This is a genomic window from Pseudomonas sp. AG1028, from assembly GCF_007993955.1.
Classification (GTDB): domain Bacteria; phylum Pseudomonadota; class Gammaproteobacteria; order Pseudomonadales; family Pseudomonadaceae; genus Aquipseudomonas; species Aquipseudomonas straminea.
The window spans coordinates 373,631-392,491 of sequence record NZ_VIVP01000001.1; the positions used below are offsets into that span (position 1 = coordinate 373,631).

Annotated in this window: 16 protein-coding genes; 9 read left to right on the forward strand and 7 right to left on the reverse strand. The window is 64.3% G+C overall.

Annotation, left to right across the window (positions count from 1 at the left end):
- Positions 1 to 127: 127 nt before the first annotated feature.
- The 6 genes from FB481_RS01695 to FB481_RS01720 form a co-directional block, all read right to left on the reverse strand.
- Complete coding sequence (locus tag FB481_RS01695; protein ID WP_147174887.1) at positions 128 to 1,153, reverse strand: peptidoglycan-binding protein; 1,026 nt, start codon at positions 1,151 to 1,153, stop codon at positions 128 to 130.
- A gap of 159 nt (positions 1,154 to 1,312) precedes the next feature.
- Positions 1,313 to 3,796 carry a glycerol-3-phosphate 1-O-acyltransferase PlsB gene (gene plsB, locus FB481_RS01700; RefSeq protein WP_147174888.1) on the reverse strand — a complete coding sequence of 828 codons (2,484 nt, stop codon included), beginning with the start codon at positions 3,794 to 3,796 and terminating at the stop codon, positions 1,313 to 1,315.
- 121 nt (positions 3,797 to 3,917) lie between these two features.
- Positions 3,918 to 4,856 carry a LysR family transcriptional regulator gene (locus FB481_RS01705; protein WP_147174889.1) on the reverse strand — a complete coding sequence of 313 codons (939 nt, stop codon included), beginning with the start codon at positions 4,854 to 4,856 and terminating at the stop codon, positions 3,918 to 3,920.
- A gap of 112 nt (positions 4,857 to 4,968) precedes the next feature.
- Positions 4,969 to 6,489 (reverse strand): tripartite tricarboxylate transporter permease, encoded by a 1,521-nt coding sequence (locus tag FB481_RS01710; protein WP_075931395.1) that lies wholly within the window; start codon positions 6,487 to 6,489, stop codon positions 4,969 to 4,971.
- Entirely contained in the window at positions 6,486 to 7,016 is a 531-nt protein-coding gene (locus FB481_RS01715; RefSeq protein WP_093504022.1) for a tripartite tricarboxylate transporter TctB family protein, read from the reverse strand. Before FB481_RS01715 ends, FB481_RS01710 begins: the two co-directional genes overlap by 4 nt.
- Before the next feature lie 65 nt (positions 7,017 to 7,081).
- Complete coding sequence (locus FB481_RS01720) at positions 7,082 to 8,086, reverse strand: tripartite tricarboxylate transporter substrate binding protein (RefSeq protein ID WP_093504020.1); 1,005 nt, start codon at positions 8,084 to 8,086, stop codon at positions 7,082 to 7,084.
- 256 nt (positions 8,087 to 8,342) lie between these two features.
- On the opposite strand from FB481_RS01720, the gene FB481_RS01725 reads away from it, so the two are divergent.
- The 9 genes from FB481_RS01725 to FB481_RS01765 all read left to right on the forward strand — a co-directional run bounded on the left by FB481_RS01725 (position 8,343) and on the right by FB481_RS01765 (position 17,562).
- Positions 8,343 to 9,668, forward strand: a complete 1,326-nt coding sequence (locus tag FB481_RS01725) for an MFS transporter (RefSeq protein WP_147174890.1) — start codon at positions 8,343 to 8,345, stop codon at positions 9,666 to 9,668.
- Complete coding sequence (locus FB481_RS01730; RefSeq protein ID WP_093504016.1) at positions 9,661 to 10,620, forward strand: amidohydrolase; 960 nt, start codon at positions 9,661 to 9,663, stop codon at positions 10,618 to 10,620. Before FB481_RS01725 ends, FB481_RS01730 begins: the two co-directional genes overlap by 8 nt.
- Positions 10,617 to 11,633: a 4-hydroxythreonine-4-phosphate dehydrogenase PdxA gene (locus FB481_RS01735; RefSeq protein WP_147174891.1), complete on the forward strand. Its 1,017-nt coding sequence runs from the start codon at positions 10,617 to 10,619 to the stop codon at positions 11,631 to 11,633. Before FB481_RS01730 ends, FB481_RS01735 begins: the two co-directional genes overlap by 4 nt.
- A gap of 130 nt (positions 11,634 to 11,763) precedes the next feature.
- Positions 11,764 to 12,291 (forward strand): TRAP transporter small permease, encoded by a 528-nt coding sequence (locus tag FB481_RS01740; RefSeq protein WP_147174892.1) that lies wholly within the window; start codon positions 11,764 to 11,766, stop codon positions 12,289 to 12,291.
- Positions 12,288 to 13,568, forward strand: coding sequence for a TRAP transporter large permease subunit (locus FB481_RS01745; RefSeq protein ID WP_093504011.1), 1,281 nt, complete (start codon positions 12,288 to 12,290; stop codon positions 13,566 to 13,568). Before FB481_RS01740 ends, FB481_RS01745 begins: the two co-directional genes overlap by 4 nt.
- Before the next feature lie 31 nt (positions 13,569 to 13,599).
- Positions 13,600 to 14,586 carry a TRAP transporter substrate-binding protein gene (locus FB481_RS01750; protein ID WP_093504009.1) on the forward strand — a complete coding sequence of 329 codons (987 nt, stop codon included), beginning with the start codon at positions 13,600 to 13,602 and terminating at the stop codon, positions 14,584 to 14,586.
- A 49-nt stretch (positions 14,587 to 14,635) separates the two neighbouring features.
- Entirely contained in the window at positions 14,636 to 15,562 is a 927-nt protein-coding gene (locus tag FB481_RS01755; protein WP_147174893.1) for a YncE family protein, read from the forward strand.
- 27 nt (positions 15,563 to 15,589) lie between these two features.
- Positions 15,590 to 16,600: a TRAP transporter substrate-binding protein gene (locus FB481_RS01760; protein WP_147174894.1), complete on the forward strand. Its 1,011-nt coding sequence runs from the start codon at positions 15,590 to 15,592 to the stop codon at positions 16,598 to 16,600.
- 2 nt (positions 16,601 to 16,602) lie between these two features.
- The gene (locus FB481_RS01765; protein WP_093504004.1) at positions 16,603 to 17,562 is read left to right on the forward strand and encodes an amidohydrolase; all 960 of its coding nucleotides are present in this window, start codon (positions 16,603 to 16,605) and stop codon (positions 17,560 to 17,562) included.
- A gap of 46 nt (positions 17,563 to 17,608) precedes the next feature.
- Here the strand turns inward: FB481_RS01765 and FB481_RS01770 are convergent, their stop codons facing one another.
- Complete coding sequence (locus FB481_RS01770) at positions 17,609 to 18,562, reverse strand: hypothetical protein (protein WP_093504002.1); 954 nt, start codon at positions 18,560 to 18,562, stop codon at positions 17,609 to 17,611.
- Between the last annotated feature and the right edge of the window lie 299 nt (positions 18,563 to 18,861).

Here is an 18,861-nt window from a genome sequence, read left to right on the forward strand (position 1 = left end):
GCGGTAACCTTCGAGCGGTGGAGATAAGCAGCGAGCTTAGCAGGCTGGCGAGGGGCGCGGCGAAGGTTGAGGAAAAGCATGGGCGGGGAAAGCGCGGCACGCCCGTTGCGGGCGTGCCGGTTCGGCGTTAGCGGACGTCCAGGGCGGTCAGGCTTTCCAGGGTCAGGGCGCCGACGGCCAGGCCGTTGGCGGTCTGGAATTCGGTCAGCGCGTCGAGGGTGCGCTTGCCGAGCTTGCCGTCGACACTGCCTGGGTTGAAGCCGCGCTTGACCAGGCTCTGCTGCAGGCGGGTGACCAGGTCGTCGTTGATGTCCGGGTCACACACGGTCTGCCGGGAAACGATGCGCGCGTTGCCTTCGAAGCGCGTGACCTTAAGCTGGCGCTTCTCTTCCGGCAGGATGATCTGGTTGGCTTCCACCGGGCGTACCACTTCGGTGGAGGCGACCTTGGTGTATTGCGGGTCCAGGGTGACTTCGATGGCCTGGGCCGGCTTGTCGACGATCCAGCGGGTCACGCTCTTGTACTGCGCAGGGTCGGTTTCCACTCGCACGGTCTCCGGCGAAACCAGCTTCTTGACCTTGACTACTTCCTGCTTGGCCGGCACCTGGCGGGCGCAGAAGGACATGGCGCCGGTGCCGCTCGAATAACGGGTGCCGGCAGCGCGGCACTGGTCGAGCACGGTCTTGGCTTCTTCGAGGGTCACGGTTTCCTTGACGTCCTCGTAGACGGCCGGCACCACGATGTAGCGCTTCACTTCCGGGCGCACCTTCACCTGCTCAGAGACCACGCGGTAGGTCGGCGGCTCGATGCGGTAGGTCTTGGTGCCTTCACGGGTGACCACCTGCTTGAAGCCCTTCTCGAGCTCTGCGGGGGTGACGGTGATCTTGTTGACCGAATCCTTGACCACCACTTCCTGGGTGCTCTGCACCGGGCGCGGACGCACCTGGGCGTGCACCCAGCACTGGCCAGGCTGGATCTCGTATTCCTGCGGCTCGCGGGCCACCGGCGCAGCGGCTGGCGCCTCGCTCGGCGTGGCGGCGGCAACCGGCTGCGGCGCGGGTTGCGCGCTGGCGGGTGCGGCGGCGGTTTGTTCTGCGACGGGAGCCGGTTGTGCCGGCTTTTCTTCTTGAGAGGTCGATGCGGACGGTTGCATGGCGCAACCGGAAACCACGATCGCCAGTGATCCTAGAATGGTGTGATAACGCACGAAAATCCCTGCCCTAAGTGGCCCCAACGACGCATCTTAGGTGCTGCGGAGGCAAAGCTCAACAATGCCCGCCGCACTCGATGCATCCGCTGGATAACCGGGCTGTCAGAGCCCGTCGAGCAGCTCCTCACTACGATCCATGGTCACCTGCCGGATCGACAGGCGAATCTCCGCTGACAGCACGCGCTTGGCGGCGCCTTCGGCCAGCTCGGCGAAGGCCGGCGGGTGGCTGAGCTTGCCGGCCTCGTCCTGGCGCAGCACGCCCTTGTCGAGCAGCGTCTGGATGAAGTGACGGAACAGGCTCTTGTCGAAGAACTCCGGCGCATTGAGCCCATGCAGGATTGACAGGCGCTGGGCCATGACCGTGCACAGCTCCTCCAGCTCCTCGGCGCTGATCGCGTTCTGCCCGGCATTGAGCAGCAGGGCGCTGGCCATGTAGAAACGCTGCAGCGTCTGGGCGATGGCCCGCGACAGCAGGGTCAGCAGCACGAAGTTGCGCGAGCTGGGCGCCGGGCGTACGTAGAGGTCGCTCTCTTGCTTGAGCAGGCCCTGCTCGACGAAAGCTTCGAGCCACTGGTCGACCACTTCGTCCAGCTCCTCGTCGGTCCAGCGCAGGTACAGCTCGGACTGCAGGTACGGGTACAGCGCGTGGACGAAACGCAGGATCTGCTCGCGGCTCATCCGCCCGCTGCTCTGGAAGAAACTGGCGATCAGCCCGGGCAGGGCGAAGATGTGCAGCACGTTGTTGCGGTAGTAGGTCATCAGTACCGCGTTCTGCTCGTCCAGATAGAGGATGCGGCCCAGCGCGTCCTTCTGTTCGGAGAGCAATTGCATGCCGCGCACGTGCTCGATCAGCGCCAGGCCGTCGCCTTCCGGCACCGTGGTGTGCGGCGAGTAGGGCACGCGGCGCAGCAGGCTCTGGTACAGGTCGAGGATGCGCACCAGGCCGCGCTCGTCCAACGCCAGCTTGCTGGTGGACAGCAGCGCCAGGGCCACCAGGTTGACCGGGTTGATCGCTGCCGCCTCGTTGAGGCGCTGCGCGACCCGCTCGCCGAGGCGGTTGGTGGTTTCGTTGAGCCAGGCCGGGCGGTAATCCGGCCCCAGGTTCTGCTCGCGCCAGTCGGCCTGTTGCGCATCGAGAAAGGCGTCCAGCTTGATCGGCTCGCCAAAGTTGACCCACACGTGGCCAAAGCGCTGCTTGAGCGCGCCGATGACCTTGAAGATGTCGAAGATCGACTCTTTCTTCTTGCTTGCTCCGCGCAGTTCGCCCAGGTAGGTACGGCCTTCCAGCACGCGCTCGTAGCCGATGTACACCGGTACGAATACCACTGGCAGACGGTGGCTCTGCAGGTAGCTGCGCAGCGTGATGGCGAGCATGCCCGTCTTGGGCCGCAGCATACGCCCGGTGCGCGAACGGCCACCCTCGACGAAGTACTCCACCGGATGGCCCTTGCGGATCAGGGTGTGCAGGTATTCGTTGAACACGGCGGTGTACAGCGGGTTGCCCTTGAAGGTGCGGCGCATGAAGAAGGCGCCGCCCCGGCGCAGCAGACCGCCGATGACCGGCATGTTGAGGTTGATGCCGGCGGCGATGTGCGGCGGCGTCAGACCGTTGCGAAACAGCAGGTAGGAGAGCAGCAGGTAGTCGATGTGGCTGCGGTGGCAGGGTACGTAGATCACTTCGTGACCCTGGGCAATGTCCTGCACGCCTTCGATGTGGTTGACCTTGATACCGTCGTAGATCTTGTTCCAGAACCACGACAGGATCAGTTCGAGAAAGCGGATCGCCGTGTAGGTGTAATCCGAGGCGATCTCGTTGCCGTAGCGCAGCGCCAGGGCCTCGGCCTTGTCGACGGAAATGTTCTCGCGGCTGGCTTCGTCGGCAATCGCCTGGCGTACCTGCGGGCCGTGCACCAGGCCTTTGACCAGGTTGCGCCGGTGCGACACGTCCGGGCCGATGACCGCGGCCTTCTGGTTGCGAAAATGTACCCGCAGGATGCGGTGCACCATACGCAGGGTTCGTTCCTGGCCCTTGTTCTGCTCGACCAGGTCGCGTAGCTGGATGGGCGTGGAAAACTGCACGCGGGTGGTGCGGCCCAGAATCAGGATGCTCACCAGCCGGCGCAGGCGACCGGTGACTGCCCAGCTGTCGGCGAACAACAGCTTCCAGGCACTGGTTTCGCGGTTCGGCGACTGTCCCCAGAACACGCTGACCGGAATGATCTGCGCCTGCTCGGCAGCATCTTCACCGAGGGCTTCGACCATGCGCTGCAGGGTTGGCGAGATACCGCGCTTGTCCTGGCGGCCAAGCCAGTCGGGCTCCGGCGTCAGGTAGAAGAACGCCGCCGGCTCGATCAGCTTGCCCACCGCCACGGGCAGCACCGGGCGCGGCAGGTTGGCCTTGGTGCACTCGTGATCGAGCACTGCCAGGTCGCTCACCGAAGGCTGCTGCAGCACGTAGAACACCGGCTTGCTGCGGTCGAGCTTGAGGGTGAAGGCCGACTGGTTGATGGTTTCCGAGCGCACCCACAGGTACAGCAGGCGGCGCAGGGTGCCGAAGGCAAGGCGGCGAAGCGGGGAGCGGGTCATACGAAATCTGGCTGCGGCGACGAGCCGGAGCTCGGGGCCGCTAGTGTGCCGGATCGCCGCCCTGTCGGCAAAATCTTGTAAAAGTTACCGTTTCGTTGCGAAAAGGGCGGTTGCGGGGCGGTCACTCGTTGGCGTGCTCGTCCTTCACTGCGTTGATGAAGGCCTGCATGGCCGACGACTGAATGCGGTGCCTACGGGTGATCAGGCCATAGGGCGGCAGGCGTGGCTCGAAGGTGATCGGCAGGATCTTGAGAAGGTGCCGGGCCGGGTAGTCGTTGATCACCGATACCGGGGTCACACCGATCATGTCGGTCTGCTGCAACAACGACAGCAGGGTCATGATCGAGGTGGTTTCGACGATGCTGCTGGGAATGTCGACCCGCGCGTTGTGAAACGCCTGGTTGATGATGGTGCGCATCGGGCTGGGGTGTTGCTGCAGCACCCAGGTGAGGTCCTGCAACTCCTGCCAGGTCAGCTTGCTGGCGCCGGCCATGGGGTGCTGGGCGCCGGCCACCACGCACAGGGTTTCCTCGCCAAGGCTGTCGAACAGCAGGTCGTCGGTGCGCGCGCCGTCGGGAATCCGCCCCAGCACCACGTCCAGTTGGTCCTGTTGCAGGGCCTGCACCAGCACGTCGCTGGTGTCGACCTGGATGCTCATCGACAGCCGCGGGTGGCTCTTCTTCAGGGTGGCGATGGTGCGCGTCAGCAGCCCCGAGGCCAGCGCCGGAATGGCGCCGATGGTGACACGGCCGAGGTTGCCCGATTCCAGCGCGGCGAACTCCTCACGCATGCCCGACAGCTCGGCGAAGATCATCTTGGCGTAGTAGATCGCCGTTTCACCGAACGCCGTGGCGCGCATGCCGCGCGGCAGGCGCTCGAACAGCTCGACGCCAAGCAGGCTTTCCGCCTCGTGGAGCATCTTGGTCGCCGCCGGCTGGGTCATGCCGATCTCCTCGGCGGCCCGGCGCAGCGAACCGAACTCCTGCAGGGCCAGCATCAGGCGCAACTGCCGCAAACGCAGGCGACTGTGGATGATGCTGGCGTCAGGAATGCGGGACATGGCGCGGCTCGTGGCAGGGGAATCAGCCAAGGGTGACAAGAAATCGCGACGCTCGCCAGTCATCAGCGAGCGCCCCGTGGCCGTGGCCAGGAACAGCCCGGCCTGCTGGCGATTACGAGACATGACGGGCCTGCCCCTGGCGTGCGCCGAACAGCGCCTTGAGGCCGCGGGCCAGCAGCGGCCAGAACAGCATCAGCAGCGCGGCGGTAGTCAGGCTGCCGACCAGCGGGTTGGACCAGAAGATCGACAGTTGCCCGTCGGAGAACAGCATCGACTGGCGGAACGCGTCCTCGGCCTTGTCGCCCAGCACCGCAGCGAGGATCAGCGGGGCGATGGGGTAGCCGAGCTTCTTGAACAGGTAACCCAGGGCACCGAAGATCAGCATCAGGCCAACGTCGAACATCGAGTTGTGCACCGAGTAGGCGCCGATCGAGCAGACCATGATGATGATCGGCGCGATGATCGAGAACGGAATGCGCAGGATCGAGGCGAACAGCGGCACGGTGGCCAGCACCACGATCAGGCTCACCACGTTGCCCAGGTACATGCTGGCGATCAGGCCCCAGACGAAGTCGTGCTGCTCGACGAACAGCGTCGGCCCCGGGTGCAGGCCCCAGATCATCAGGCCGCCGAGCATCACCGCGGCGGTCGCCGAGCCGGGAATGCCGAGGGTCAACATCGGCAGCAGGGCGCTGGTGCCGGCGCTGTGGTCGGCGGTTTCCGGAGCGATCACGCCTTCCACTTCGCCCTTGCCGAAGTTGTCGCGGTTCTTCGAGAAGCGCCGCGCCAGGCTGTAGCTCATGAACGAGGCGGCAGTCGGCCCGCCGGGCGTCACACCCATCCAGCAGCCGACCAGGGCGCTGCGCAGCCAGGTCAGCCAGTAGCGCGGCAGCTTGGCCCAGGTGCGCAGGATGGTCATCGGTGTGATGCGTGCACGTTCGCCACGGAACACCAGGCCTTCCTCTACGGTGCAGAGAATCTCGCCGATACCGAACAACCCGATCACCGCCACCTCGAAGCTCAGGCCCGAGAGCAGCCAGGGCTGGTCGTAGGTCAGGCGCAGTTCGCCGGACACGGTGTCCATGCCGACGGCGGCCATGGCGAAGCCGATCATCATTGCTACCACGGTCTTCAGCGGCGGGTTCTTGCTCATGCCGATGAAGGTACAGAACGCCAGCAGGTAGACGGCGAAGAACTCTGGCGAGCTGAATTCCATGGCGAACTCGGCGATGCGCGTCGATAGGAAGGTCAGCAGCAGCACGCCGACCAGCGCTCCGAGCAGCGCCGAGGTGAAGGCCGCCGTCAGCGCTTCGCCGGCCTGGCCGTTGCGGGCCATGGGGTAGCCGTCGAAGGTGGTCGCCACCGACGAGGGTTCGCCGGGAATGTTGAACAGGATCGAGGTGATCGAGCCGCCGAACAGTGCGCCCCAGTACATGCACGAGAGCAGGATGATCGCCGACACCGGTTCCATGGTGAAGGTCAGCGGCAGCAACAGTGCTACGCCGTTGGGGGCGCCAAGGCCGGGCAGCACACCGACGAGAATACCGAGCAGCACGCCGATGACCATCAGGCCGATGTGGTGCGGGGTCAGAATCAGCGCCATGCCCTGCATCAGGGAGTCGATTTCGCTCATCGCAATGCCCCTCCGACAACGGCCACCAGGTCACCCAGCACGCCGCTGTCCAGCGGCACCTTGAACCACAGTGAGAAGATCAGGTAACTGGCCAGTGCCGCGCCGCAGGAGATGGTCGCGATCAGCGCAATGCCATAGGGCTTGCTGCGCTGACGATCACGCCACATGAACCAGGCGATGAATACTGCGGATGCCAGGTAGATGCCCGCAAAGGGCATGGTGGCTACGTACAGCACGATCGGCAGGAACACCGCCAGCACCTGGCCGAATGCCTGGCGCCCGACGAATGCGGCGCTCATCGCCGGCGTGCGCAACAGTGCCAGGATCAGGTTGCCCACGCTGGCAGCGCTCATCAGCAGACCGATGTAGAAGGGAAAGTAACCGGCCTCGGGGCCGGCGTCGCCCCAGCCGATGCCGATCTCGATGGCGCCGAACATGACGATGCCGCCCAAGGCAGCGGTGAACAGCGCCAGGCCGATCTCCACCCAGCGGGTGGCAACCAGGGGCGTATCCGTGGTGTTGGACATGAGGGTTTCCTCGTGTTGTGCATGGCAATCCGACGCCTGAGCGCCGGTCGGGGAGAGCGCGCGATTTACTCGCGCAGCCATCCGGCCTGCTTGAACACAGGGATAACCCGCTCGCGATCCTTCTCGATGTAGCTCACCAGCTCATCACCGGAAAGGAAGGTCGGTGCCAGGGCGGAGCGCTCCACGTAGGTCTTGAACTCCGGCGTCTGGCTGACCTTGCGCAACAGCTCGACGTAGAAGGCGCGCTGCTCGTCGGTGACACCGCCGGGCAGGAACACGGTGCGCGGGAAACGGTACTGGTCGATGCCCAGGCCCAGCTCCTTGCAGGTCGGCACATCGGCCCAGGACTGGGTCTCGGTGACTTTTTGGGTGTAGCCCATGCGCGCCTGGCTGAATACGCACAGCGGCACCACCTGGCCACCGCGCCACTGGCTGACGCTTTCGGCCGGGTTGTTGAAGTTGGCAGCGATGTGCTTGCCGGCCAGTTGCGTGGACGCCTCGCTGCCGCTTTTGAAGGGGATGTAGGTGATCTTGGCGCCCGCCTGCTGGCCGAGCAGCAGCGACAGGGTCTGGTCGACGTCCTTGGACTGGCTGCCGCCGACGCGCATGTTTGCGGCATTCTTGGCCAGGTCGGCCTTGAACGCGGCGGCATCCTTCCAGGGCGAACCCTGGTAGGTCCAGAGAATGAAGTCATCCTCGGCCACGGCGGCGACCGGCGTCAGGTCCGTCCACTGATAGCCTAGCTTGGCCACCAGCGGCAGCAGGTAGACGTTGTTGGTGCCGATCACCAGCTTGTTGGCATCACCCTTGGCCAACTTCATCTCCAGAAAGGCTTCAGCGCCGTTGCCGCCACCCTTGTTGAGCACCACGGTGTTGACGTCGAGCAGCTTGTGCTGAGTGATCGCCGACTGGATCACCCGGCCGAGCTGATCGGTTCCGCCACCCGGGCCGCCGGCCACCACGATCTCCACGTTCTTTTCGGGTGTCCAGTCCGCCACGGCGGCCAATGGCGCGGTGCAGAGCAGGGCGGCGAGCAGGGCCGGAACATGACGCGTACGGGGGCTGTACATGGGGCTACCTCATTGTTGTCGTTCTTGTGGGTTGCCTGGAGTGTGCGAAGGGTGTCGATAAGCGTCTACTCAAAAGAACTGATACTCCGATAGCCTCAGGTTATGCCTGGTATCCCTGCTCAGCGATAACTCCAGGCTATGTCCGTATGAGAAGCTTTGATTAGACGGTTATCGTTGGCCGGGCAGATAGTTCGCTTGACCGGGCTGACCACTCGTCGCCCGCTACTACAAAAACAACAACACAGAGGTACTCCCCATGGCTCAGGCTCAACCTGTCGCCCTGCAGGTGCGCACCCCCTCGGCCGGTGTTCAGGCTGGCAAATCTTCCCGGGTGCGCTGGCGCATCTTCGCCATCATCTTCGCGCTCACGGTGATCAACCTGGTCGACCGGGTTTCCCTGTCCATCGCCATGCCGGTGATCGCCGGCGAGTTCAGCCTGAGCCCGAGCATGCAGGGGCTGATCCTCAGCAGCTTCTTCTGGGCCTACGCCCTGTTGCAGATCCCCGGCGGCTGGCTGATCGACCGCTACGGCCCGCGCCGCGTGATCGGCTGGTCGACCGGTCTGTGGGGCGCTTTCCAGACCCTTGCCGCGTTCGCCACCGGTGGCTTGTCGCTGATGTTCGCCCGGGTGGCCCTGGGCGCTGCCGAAGCGCCGTTGTTTCCCGCCGGCGGCAAGCTCAATTCGTTGTGGCTGGGCAGCGGCGAGCGCAGCCGTGGCGCGGTGTTGATGGATTGTGGCGGGCCGCTGGGCGTGGCCCTCGGCGGGCTGATCATCGCCTACCTGATCGCCGTGCTGGGCTCCTGGCGTACCGCGTTCTTTATCGCCGGTATCGCCACGCTCGCCATGGCCTGGTTGGCCTGGCACTACCTGCGCGATAACCCCGCCGATCACCCGGACGTCAACGACGCCGAGCTGGCAGCCATCAACGAAGGCCGCGCGGTCACCATGGCCGAAGCAGCCAAACAGACCGTGCGCGGCCTGGGCATCGCCCGCCGCTCGCTGACCGGCATCCTGCTCGGCCGCGCCAGCTGGGCCATGGTGTTCTTCGGCCTACTGACCTGGGGGCCGAGCTACCTGGCCCAGGCCCGCGGCTTCGATATCAAGGGCATCGGCGCTGCTACCTTCGTGATCTTCATCTGCGGCGCCGCCGGCTCGCTGACCGGCGGCTTCCTGTGCGACCGGCTGATCGCCAAGGGTGTGCGCCGTGGCCTGGCGGCCAAGAGCTTACTGAGCCTCTCCGGGCTGGTGGCGCTGGTCGCCTTCCTGCTGCTGCCGAGCCTGAACGATCCGTACCTGGCCGTCGGCCTGTTGTCGCTGACCGCGTTCTTCCTGATGTGGGGCAGCCTGTACTGGAGCTTCCCGGCGCTGTTGGCTTCGCCGGCGCGGGTCGGGCTGATCGGCGGGGTGATGAACATGGCCGGCAGCCTGGGCGGCATCGCCGTGCCGATTCTGGTCGGCCTGCTGCTGCAACACGCTGGTGGCTACGCTGCGGTGCTGGGTTTCTTTGCGCTGTGCTCGGGGCTGTTCATCGTCGGCACCCTGCTGATCTCCCTCGACAAGGCCGAGGTGGCCCATGGCTGATCTGTACGACGGGCCGATCATCGATGCCCATCACCATTTCTGGGACCCGCAGCGCAACCATCACCCCTGGCTGTCGGACGAGGAGAACATCCCGTTTCGTTATGGCGACTACAGGGCCATCAAGCGGCCCTACTACCCGGACGACTACATGGCCGATGCCGGTGAGCACCAGGTGGTGGCCACCGTGTACGTGGAAACCGAGTGGGACCCGCGTGACCCGATTGGCGAAACCGCTTTCATCCACGACGTCGCCCTGCGCTATGGCGCACCCAACGCCGTGGTCGCCCAGGCCTGGCTGGATGCGCCGGATGCCGCCCAGGTACTGGCCGCACAGGCGGCGTTTCAACGTGTACGTAGCGTACGCCACAAGCCCGGCGGCCCTGCTTCGCCAGCTGACGTTGGTAAGCTGCGCACCCTGATGAGCGATGACGCATGGCGCTGCGGTTACGCCGAACTGGCGCGCCACGGCCTGCACTTCGACCTGCAGACGCCCTGGTGGAACCTTCCCGAAGCCATCGCGCTGGCCCGCGACTTTCCTGGCACCCAGCTGATTCTCAACCACGCCGGCCTGCCGTCGGATCGCAGCGAGCAGGGCCTGGCGGCCTGGCATGCGGCGATGGCGAAGTTGGCCGACTGCGCGAACGTGGCGGTAAAGGTGTCCGGCATCGGCCTGCCGGGCCGGCGCTGGTGCGTCGAAGACAACGCCTGGATCGTGGGCGAAACCATCGCCCTGTTCGGCCCCGAGCGGGTGATGTTCGCCAGCAACTTCCCGGTCGACAGCCTGTGCGGCTCGTTCGACGACATCTATGGCGGCTTCAAGCGCATCGTCGCCGATCTGCCGCGCCATCAGCAGCAACTGCTTTTCCACGACAACGCGCGGCGCCTGTATCGCACCGTGCCCGATGTCATTCGCATCCCGGACGCATCTTCTGACCTGAGGACAACCGCATGAGCAACTCGACTCTTCCCCGCCTGGCCATGGTGCTGGGTGACCCCGCCGGCATCGGCCCCGAGCTGATCGCCCGTCTGCTCGCCGAGCCAGAAGTGCGTCGCAAGGCTCAGGTGCTGCTGATCGCCGATGAAGCCGAAGTGCGCCGTGGCATGGACATCGCCGGCCAGTCGTTCCCGTATCGCCTCATCGACTCGACCGACAACCTGAACTTCTCTGACGACACGCCGCTGCTGCTGCCGTTTCGGGGCCGCGCCAAGGGCGATTTCCCGCGCAGCGAAGCCAGCGTGATCGGCGGCCATTACAGCCTCGACACCCTCGAGCAGGCCCTGCGCCTGACCGCTGACGGCACGACCGATGCCATTCTGTTCGGCCCGCTCAACAAGACCTCGCTGCACATGGCCGGCATGGGCCATAGCGACGAGCTGCACTGGTTCGCCGAGTACCTGGGTTTCGATGGCCCGTTCTGCGAATTCAACGTGCTCGACAACCTGTGGACCTCGCGGGTGACCTCCCACGTCGCCTTGGCCGACGTGCCGGGCATGCTCAGCCAGGATCGGGTGATCGAGGCGATCCGCCTGATCGACACCGCACTCAAGCGCAATGGCCTGGAGAAACCGCGCATCGGCGTCTGTGGCCTCAACCCGCACAACGGCGACAACGGCAGTTTCGGCCGTGAGGAACTGGACATCATCGGCCCTGCGGTGGAGCGCGCCCGTGAGCAGGGCATCGAGGCCATCGGCCCGTACCCGGGCGACACCATCTTCCTCAAGGTGCAGGGCGACAGCCAGGCCTTCGATGCGGTGGTGACCATGTACCACGACCAAGGCCAGATCGCGATCAAGCTGATGGGTTTCTCCCGCGGCGTGACGGTGCAGGGCGGCCTGCCGATCCCCATCACCACGCCGGCCCACGGCACCGCCTTCGACATCGCCGGGCAGGGCAAGGCCAACGTCGGCGCGACCCGCCAGGCCTTCGAGATCGCCTGTCGGATGGGGAGTCGGCAGCGGGGCTGATCCGGCGCTTTTCCGAGAACAACAATAACAAGGAGTCAGTCATGGACACGTTCAACGATTGGCGGCCCTCGCGGCCGTCGATGGGCTGCCGCGTGGGCGGCGTCAAGGGATTACAGGGGAGGGCACTGCCATGCGCCTGCTGAGTCTGCTGCTGTCGCGGCTGTTCGAAAGCATCGTAGTGTTCTGCATGTGCACCATGGTGATCCTGGTGTTCTTCAACGTGGTGCTGCGCTACGGCTTCAATTCCGGCATCGCCCTGTCGGATGAAGGCGCGCGCTACCTGTTCGTATGGCTGACCTTCATCGGCGCCGTGGTGGCCCTGCGTGACAACGCCCACCTGGGCATCGACCTGCTGTACCGCCGCCTGCCGGCCCTCGGCCAGCGAGTCTGCGCAGTGCTCGCCGAGGTGATGATGCTGTTCTGCTGCGGCCTGTTCCTGGTCGGCAGCTACAAGCAGACCGTCATCAACATGGACAACCTGTCTCCGGTGGCCGAACTGCCTCTGGGGCTGATGTACGCCGCCGGTGTGGTGTGCAGCCTGGGCATGGCGGCGATCATCATCAAGCGCCTGTACCTGCTGCTGTTCCGTCACGTGGATCCGGACCAGGTCATGCCGCTGAGCCCTGAAGACGCACTGATTTCCGAGGTGTCGAAATGACCATCGTGGTATTCCTCGGCTCCCTTCTGGGCGCCATGGCGATGCGCATTCCGGTGGCCTTCGCGCTGCTGGTGGCCGGTGTTGCGCTGATGATCCAGCTCGATACCTTCGACGCGCAGATTCTCGCCCAGAACCTGATCAGCGGCGCCGACAGCTTCCCGCTGCTGGCCATCCCATTCTTCATGCTGGCGGGCGAGCTGATGAACGCCGGCGGCCTGTCGCGGCGCATCGTCGCTCTGCCCATGGCGTTGGTCGGCCACAAGCGCGGCGGCCTGGGCTTCGTGGCGATCATCGCAGCCATGGTGATGGCGTCGCTGTCCGGTTCTGCCGTGGCGGATACTGCAGCGGTCGCGGCGATGCTGATGCCGATGATGCGCAAGGCCGGTTACGACCCCAATCGTTCGGCCGGGTTGATCGCCGCTGGCGGCATCATCGCGCCGGTGATCCCACCGTCCATTCCACTGGTGGTGTTCGGCGTCGCCGGTGGCGTGTCGATCACCAAGCTGTTCATGGCCGGCATCGTGCCGGGACTGATGATGGGCCTGGCGCTGTGGGCAACCTGGTGGTGGCTGGCGCGCAACAGTGACCTGCCCTGTGGCGAAAAGGCGCCGTTCAGCGAAGTCTGGAAAGCCTTCCTCGATGGCATCTGGGCATTGCTGTTGCCGGTGCTGATCATCGGCGGCCTGAAGATGGGCATCTTCACGCCCACCGAAGCGGCGGCCGTGGCGGCGGTGTATGCACTGTTCATCTCGCTGTTCGTGTACCGCGAGCTGAAGGTGCGCGACCTGTTCAAGGTGTTCCTCGACGCCGGGCGCACCAGTGCGGTGGTGATGTTCCTGGTGGCCGCGGCGTTGGTTTCGTCGTGGCTGATGACCATCGCCGAGCTGCCGATGCTGGTCAGCGGGTTGCTCGAGCCGTTGATCGACCGCCCGCAACTGCTGCTGGTGGTGATCATGGTCATCGTGCTGCTGGTCGGCACCACCATGGATCTGATGCCCATCGTGCTGATCCTCACCCCGGTGTTCATGCCGGTGATCAAGATGGCCGGTATCGACCCGGTGTACTTCGGGATCCTGTTCATCCTCAACACCTCCATCGGCCTGATCACTCCGCCAATCGGCAACGTGCTCAGCGTCATGAGCGGGGTCGGCAAGGTGCCGCTCGATGGCGTGATGCGCGGCGTGACGCCCTTCCTGTTCGCGCACCTGGGCGTGCTGGCGCTGCTGATCATTTTCCCGGAACTGGTGATGACGCCCATGCGCTGGTTCCTGCCCTGAATCCGTTTTCCCTCACTGCAAGGATGTAACGATGAAAAACAACAAGAACACATTGCGTACCCTGGGCTGCCTGTTGCTGCTGAGCTGTTCGCTGCTGCAGGCCGAGGCGGCCACCACCCTGCGCTTCGGTTTCGCTGGCTCGGACAGCGACACCCAGAGCCTGGCGGCCAAGGAGTTCGCACAGCGGGTCAAGGATGGCTCCAAGGGCGAGCTGCTGGTGCGTCCCTATGGCAACAGCATGCTGGGCAACGACCAGGCGATGATCGCCGGCGTGCGCGGCGGCACCATCGAGATGGAAATGTCCGGCACGCCCAACTTCAGCGGCCTGACACCGCGCATGTCGGTGCTCGACCTGCCGTTCGTGTTCGCCGACAGCGCCCATGCCTACCGCGTGCTGGACGGCGAGATCGGCCAGCAGCTGCTCGACGATCTGTCGGCCTACAACCTCAAAGGCCTGGCCTACTGGGAAGTGGGATTTCGCGACATCACCAACTCGCGCAAACCGGTGCGCGTGCCCGATGACGTCAAGGGCCTGAAGATCCGTACCTCCAGCAACCCGGCGCAGATCGAGGCCTTCCGCCTGCTCGGCGCCAACCCGCAGCCGCTGCCGCTGGCCGAGCTGTACAACGCCCTGGAAATGAAGGCGGTGGATGCCCAGGAGCACCCGCTGAGCATCACCTGGTCGTCGGGCTTCTATGAAGTGCAGAAGTACCTGTCGCAGACCCATCACGCCTATACCGCCCTGGTGTTGGTGATGAACAAGGAGAAGTTCGATGCCTTGCCAGCCGAGCAACAAAAACTGCTGGTTGACGCAGCCCGCGCTGCCGGCCAGTCGCAGCGCAAGATGAACGCCGAGAACGACAGCAAGTTCCTCGTCGAGCTGGCCGAGAAGGGCATGCAGATCGAGCCGAACGTCGATCGCGAGGCTTTCCGCAAGGCGGTGTCCGCGCCGGTGCGCGAGGCCTTCGTGAAACAGCACGGCAGCGAACTGCTCGACGCCATCGACGCCCTGCGCTGAGCCCATCAACCCGGCGGCGCGCCGAGCGCCGCTTCAAGGAATCGAGATCATGAGTCAGGAAGTTCTGCTGCTGGTGCAGAAATGTGCCCATACCTTCAGCTTCTACGACGTGCAGAGCGGCGACGCCATCAAGCATATCCGCCTGCCGGAGTTCCCCCACGAGTTCGTGGTGGATTCGCAGAACCGCTTCGCCTACGTCGGCCACTACGGTATCGAAACCTCCAGCCATGAAGGCGAGGGCGGCTGCTCGGTATTCGTCATCGACCTGGAAAAGGCCGAGCACGTGCGCACCCTGAGCATCTGGCCGTTCCGCCGTCCCCATGGCCTGGCGATGGACGACCAGGATCGCCTCTACGTGCTCAGCGAAGGCAATTCGACCCTGCTGATCTTCGATCAGCCGCACCTCAAGGACACCCCGGACCGGGCCATTCCGTCCGGCGGCTACAAGAGCCACCTGGTGGCACTGACTCGCAGCGGCGAAACCGCCTTCGCCCTCAACCTGCTGAGCAACACCATCACCCGCCTCAAGCCGCAGGATCCGACCATCGCGCCGCTGCCGGTGCAGCCGGGCAGCATGCCCGAGGGCAACTGCTTCAGCGCCGACGAACGCACCCTGTACGTCGCCACCCGCGGCGACGACAGCATCGTCGCCGTGGATGTCGAGACCCTGCAAGTGACCCGCCGTGGCCGCACCGGTGCCGACCCGACGCGTATCTACCGCGACCGTCAGGGTCGCCTGTTCGTGACCAACTATGCCGAACACTCGATCTCGGTATTCAACGCCGATCTCGAGGAAATCCACCGCATCGAACTCGACACCCACGCCATCGCCATGAGCCTGCACCCGACCCGCGACCTGGCCTTCGTCACCCTCAAGGATCAGCGCGTCGGCATGCTCGATCTCGACACCTTCACCTTCCAGCGTTACTTCCACACCCTGCTCGAGCCTGATGTTTGCCAGGTCATCGTGCGCTGAAGTCCCGTGCTTTCGGAGAACAACAAGATGAACAACGCATTCACTCGTACCCTGGCCGCCCTCGGCCTGGCCCTGTTGCTGCCAGGGCTGGCCGCCCATGCCGACGAACGCAGCTTCAAGCTCAGCGCCGGTGACCCCATCGACGCCCCGGGGCCGCAAGGCGCCAAGCTGTTCGCCGAACACCTGAAGGAGGGCAGCGGCGGCGCGCTGAACGTCAAGGTGTTCCCGTCGGCGATGCTCGGCAACGATGTGCAGATGCTCGGCGCGCTGCCGGCCGGCACCATCGAGTTCGCCCTGGTGGGCGCGCCGACGCTGGTCGGGCTGGTCAAGGAGTTCGGCGTGCTGGACCTGCCGTACCAGTTCAATTCCACCGCCGAGGTGGACGCCATGCTCGACGGGCCGATGGGCCAGCAACTGTTGGCCAAGCTGGAAGCCAAGGGGCTGGTCGGCCTGGGTTTCTGGGAGATCGGTTTTCGCAACCTGACCAACAGCAAACGGCCCATCGACAAGTGGGAAGACCTCAAGGGCCTGAAGATCCGTACCGTGCAAAGCCCGGTGTTCCGTACCTTCTTCGATCACCTGGGCGCCAATGCCCAGCCGATGCCGATCAACGAAGTGTTCAGCGCCCTTGAGATGCACGCCATCGACGGCCAGGAGAACCCCATTTCGCTGATTGCCACCCAGCGCTACAACGAAGTGCAGAAGTACCTGACCCTTAGCGAACACATCTACACCGCCTACGTGCTGTTGATGAGCAAGAAGACCTGGGACTCGCTCGACGACGCCCAGCGCGCCCAGGTGCGCAAGGCCGCCGAGCAGGCACGTGGCGAGCAGCGTGAGCTGGCGCGCAAGGCCAACAGCGAGAAGCTCGCCGAACTCAAGGATAGCGGCATGCAGGTCAATGCGCTCAGCGACGAGCAGCGCCAGCGCTTCGTCGACCAGGCCAAGGTGGTCACCGAACAGGTCAGCGGCAGCATCGACGCCGAGTTCGTCAGCGCCTGGCAGACCGAACTGCAGCGCCTGCGTGGAGCCAACTGAAAATGACCGAGTGCCTGCACCAGCGCCTCGGTCTGCCGTATGCGGCAGGCGGGCAGCGGCTGATCGATGCCCATCATCACCTGTGGAATCTCGACAGCCACCGCTACCCCTGGTTGCAGGACGAGGTCGACCCGGGCTTCTTTCTCGGCGACTACGCGCCGCTGCGGCGTAACTACCTGCCCGAGGACTACCTGGCCGACAGCGCTGGCCAGCGGGTGCTGGCCACGGTGCACTGCGAGGCCGAGCACGACCGCGCCGATCAGGTGGCGGAAACCCGCTGGATACACGAGCAACATGCTCGCTACGGTTTTCCCAATGCGGTGGTCGCCCACGTCTGGTTCCACCGCCCGGAATGCGAGGAGGTGCTTGGCCGGCATCTGGAATATCCGCTGCTGCGCGGCATTCGCAGCAAACCGGTGACGGCGCCGCGCCCCGAGCTGGCTGCCAGCGTACGCGGCCAGAGCGGCAGCATGCAGGACGAGGCCTGGCTACGCGGCTTCGAACTGCTGGCCAGGCACGGGCTTTCCTGGGATTTGCGCGTACCGTACTGGCATCTGCAGGAAGCCGCCGAGGTGGCGGCCGCCTTTCCCGAGGTGCCCATCGTGCTCAACCACATGGGCTTTCCCTGGGATCGCAGCCCCGCCGGGCTCGACGGCTGGCGCGCCGGCATGGCCGCGCTGGCGGGGCAGCCGAACGTCAGCGTGAAGGTCTCCGAACTGGGCCTGCGGGATCAACCCTGGACGCTGGAAGGCAACCGCGGGGTGATCGAAGAAACCCTGGCGTTGTTCGGCATTGAGCGCTGCCTGTTTGCCAGCAACTACCCGGTGGCGGGTTTGCGTATTGGCTACGACGAGCTGGTCACGGCGCTGCAGACCATTCTTGCCGGCTACGACGAGGCGCAGCGCGATGGCTTCTTCTGGCGCAATTCGCGGGATTTCTATCGGATCGAGCTGGACGAGTAGTCTGCCAGGCGTATGCAGCGGGGACGGTCGAAGGCATCCGGCTTCGTCACCGTCCCATGCTATCGATGCTTAGGTAGAGCGACAGCCAAGGGTGTTCACTTTGAGTGGCTTTGGTCTTTTCGATCAGCGAATGGATAAGCCTGAGGGGCATCGTTTCAGAGGCCAGTTCCTCAACGGAAACGTTTTTCCAGGTACCCGAACCATCTTTGCCAACCATAAAGGCCAGTAAGGGTTTGCCCTGGCTATCCAGATTCTGATATTCGGGTAGTGTTGGCAGCTTCGCCGGATCATTGCGCACTGCCGCGACTGCAATAGCCTCGAGTTGCACGGCTGTGGGCCATTTTTTCCATGCCTTCTCTGCCTCGCTCATGGTGCCTTCCAGCTTTGCATCGCGCAGAAAACTGATTACATAAGATCCCGCCAAGTCTTCGGATCTTCTTAATCTTTCACTCAAATCATAGGTTTCATTGCGATACAGCATGTCGCGATTGGTCATTTCCAGAAAGGCTACCTGGCGCTCTGCTGGGGTAAAAAGTCCTGAGTCGTTGAAGGAAATTTTTGAAAGTGTCACGCGATCTAGTGACGCGAAGGGATTTTCTGCCGTTTGGGAGTCATAGAGTTTCTCCTCCTGGTAATGGTGGTCGAGGAGGTAGTTGGCTGCCTGCTTGGCCAGCGCCTGCCGCTCATGGCTGAGGTCGTCTGGCAACGCCTGGACAAAATCGGCGTTCTTGCCCTGTTCCCTGATCTGCTGATGGTTACCGTCCAGAAACGCATCGAAATCGGCGGCAGCGCTGGTACTTCCCGTGGACTCGCTCTTGAGTAAAAGCGATATCTTCGTGGCAGTGGGCGAGAGGGTTACCGTGACGCCTGAGGAGCTGTAGACAGGCTGTCTACTGGGCGCTGACGTGCTTTTTCCGACATCGTTCTGAACGACCTTGATCGAAGCGCCCGCCGTGACCGAGCGGCTTGCCAGCAGGCTGTCCACGCTGAAGTTGGTCATATCCATGTCCTTTGGATTTTGCTGGCCCGGGCGCGCCAATGAGCCCAGGTACGCGATGCGATTTTTCCTTCACTATCACATCGGCCGCTTGCGGAGAGTCTTGAGGGCTGTCGCTTCTGGCTGACACTAGCGGTCATGGGCATAGATGGTTGGTATGTGTGGCGCATCTCAGCCTGATACTGCTTCGCCCCTCTTTTGACGATCAGTGCCGCACCCGAACCGTCGGGCGATAACACCCGCGCGTCTTTTGCCGTTCCAGGCATTTCCTGTGGTTATCACCGAATGCGCATAAGTGATTA

Excerpts from the sequence above, each read along its gene's own strand:
- FB481_RS01735 (WP_147174891.1), top strand. The coding sequence starts at position 10,617 with ATGAGCAACTCGACTCTTCCCCGCCTGGCCATGGTGCTGGGTGACCCC.
- FB481_RS01750 (WP_093504009.1), top strand. The coding sequence starts at position 13,600 with ATGAAAAACAACAAGAACACATTGCGTACCCTGGGCTGCCTGTTGCTG.
- FB481_RS01695 (WP_147174887.1), bottom strand. The coding sequence starts at position 1,153 with ATGCAACCGTCCGCATCGACCTCTCAAGAAGAAAAGCCGGCACAACCG.
- FB481_RS01725 (WP_147174890.1), top strand. The coding sequence starts at position 8,343 with ATGGCTCAGGCTCAACCTGTCGCCCTGCAGGTGCGCACCCCCTCGGCC.
- FB481_RS01740 (WP_147174892.1), top strand. The coding sequence starts at position 11,764 with ATGCGCCTGCTGAGTCTGCTGCTGTCGCGGCTGTTCGAAAGCATCGTA.
- FB481_RS01730 (WP_093504016.1), top strand. The coding sequence starts at position 9,661 with ATGGCTGATCTGTACGACGGGCCGATCATCGATGCCCATCACCATTTC.
- FB481_RS01765 (WP_093504004.1), top strand. The coding sequence starts at position 16,603 with ATGACCGAGTGCCTGCACCAGCGCCTCGGTCTGCCGTATGCGGCAGGC.
- plsB (WP_147174888.1), bottom strand. The coding sequence starts at position 3,796 with ATGACCCGCTCCCCGCTTCGCCGCCTTGCCTTCGGCACCCTGCGCCGC.
- FB481_RS01710 (WP_075931395.1), bottom strand. The coding sequence starts at position 6,489 with ATGAGCGAAATCGACTCCCTGATGCAGGGCATGGCGCTGATTCTGACC.
- FB481_RS01705 (WP_147174889.1), bottom strand. The coding sequence starts at position 4,856 with ATGTCCCGCATTCCTGACGCCAGCATCATCCACAGTCGCCTGCGTTTG.
- FB481_RS01755 (WP_147174893.1), top strand. The coding sequence starts at position 14,636 with ATGAGTCAGGAAGTTCTGCTGCTGGTGCAGAAATGTGCCCATACCTTC.
- FB481_RS01770 (WP_093504002.1), bottom strand. The coding sequence starts at position 18,562 with ATGACCAACTTCAGCGTGGACAGCCTGCTGGCAAGCCGCTCGGTCACG.
- FB481_RS01715 (WP_093504022.1), bottom strand. The coding sequence starts at position 7,016 with ATGTCCAACACCACGGATACGCCCCTGGTTGCCACCCGCTGGGTGGAG.
- FB481_RS01720 (WP_093504020.1), bottom strand. The coding sequence starts at position 8,086 with ATGTACAGCCCCCGTACGCGTCATGTTCCGGCCCTGCTCGCCGCCCTG.
- FB481_RS01760 (WP_147174894.1), top strand. The coding sequence starts at position 15,590 with ATGAACAACGCATTCACTCGTACCCTGGCCGCCCTCGGCCTGGCCCTG.
- FB481_RS01745 (WP_093504011.1), top strand. The coding sequence starts at position 12,288 with ATGACCATCGTGGTATTCCTCGGCTCCCTTCTGGGCGCCATGGCGATG.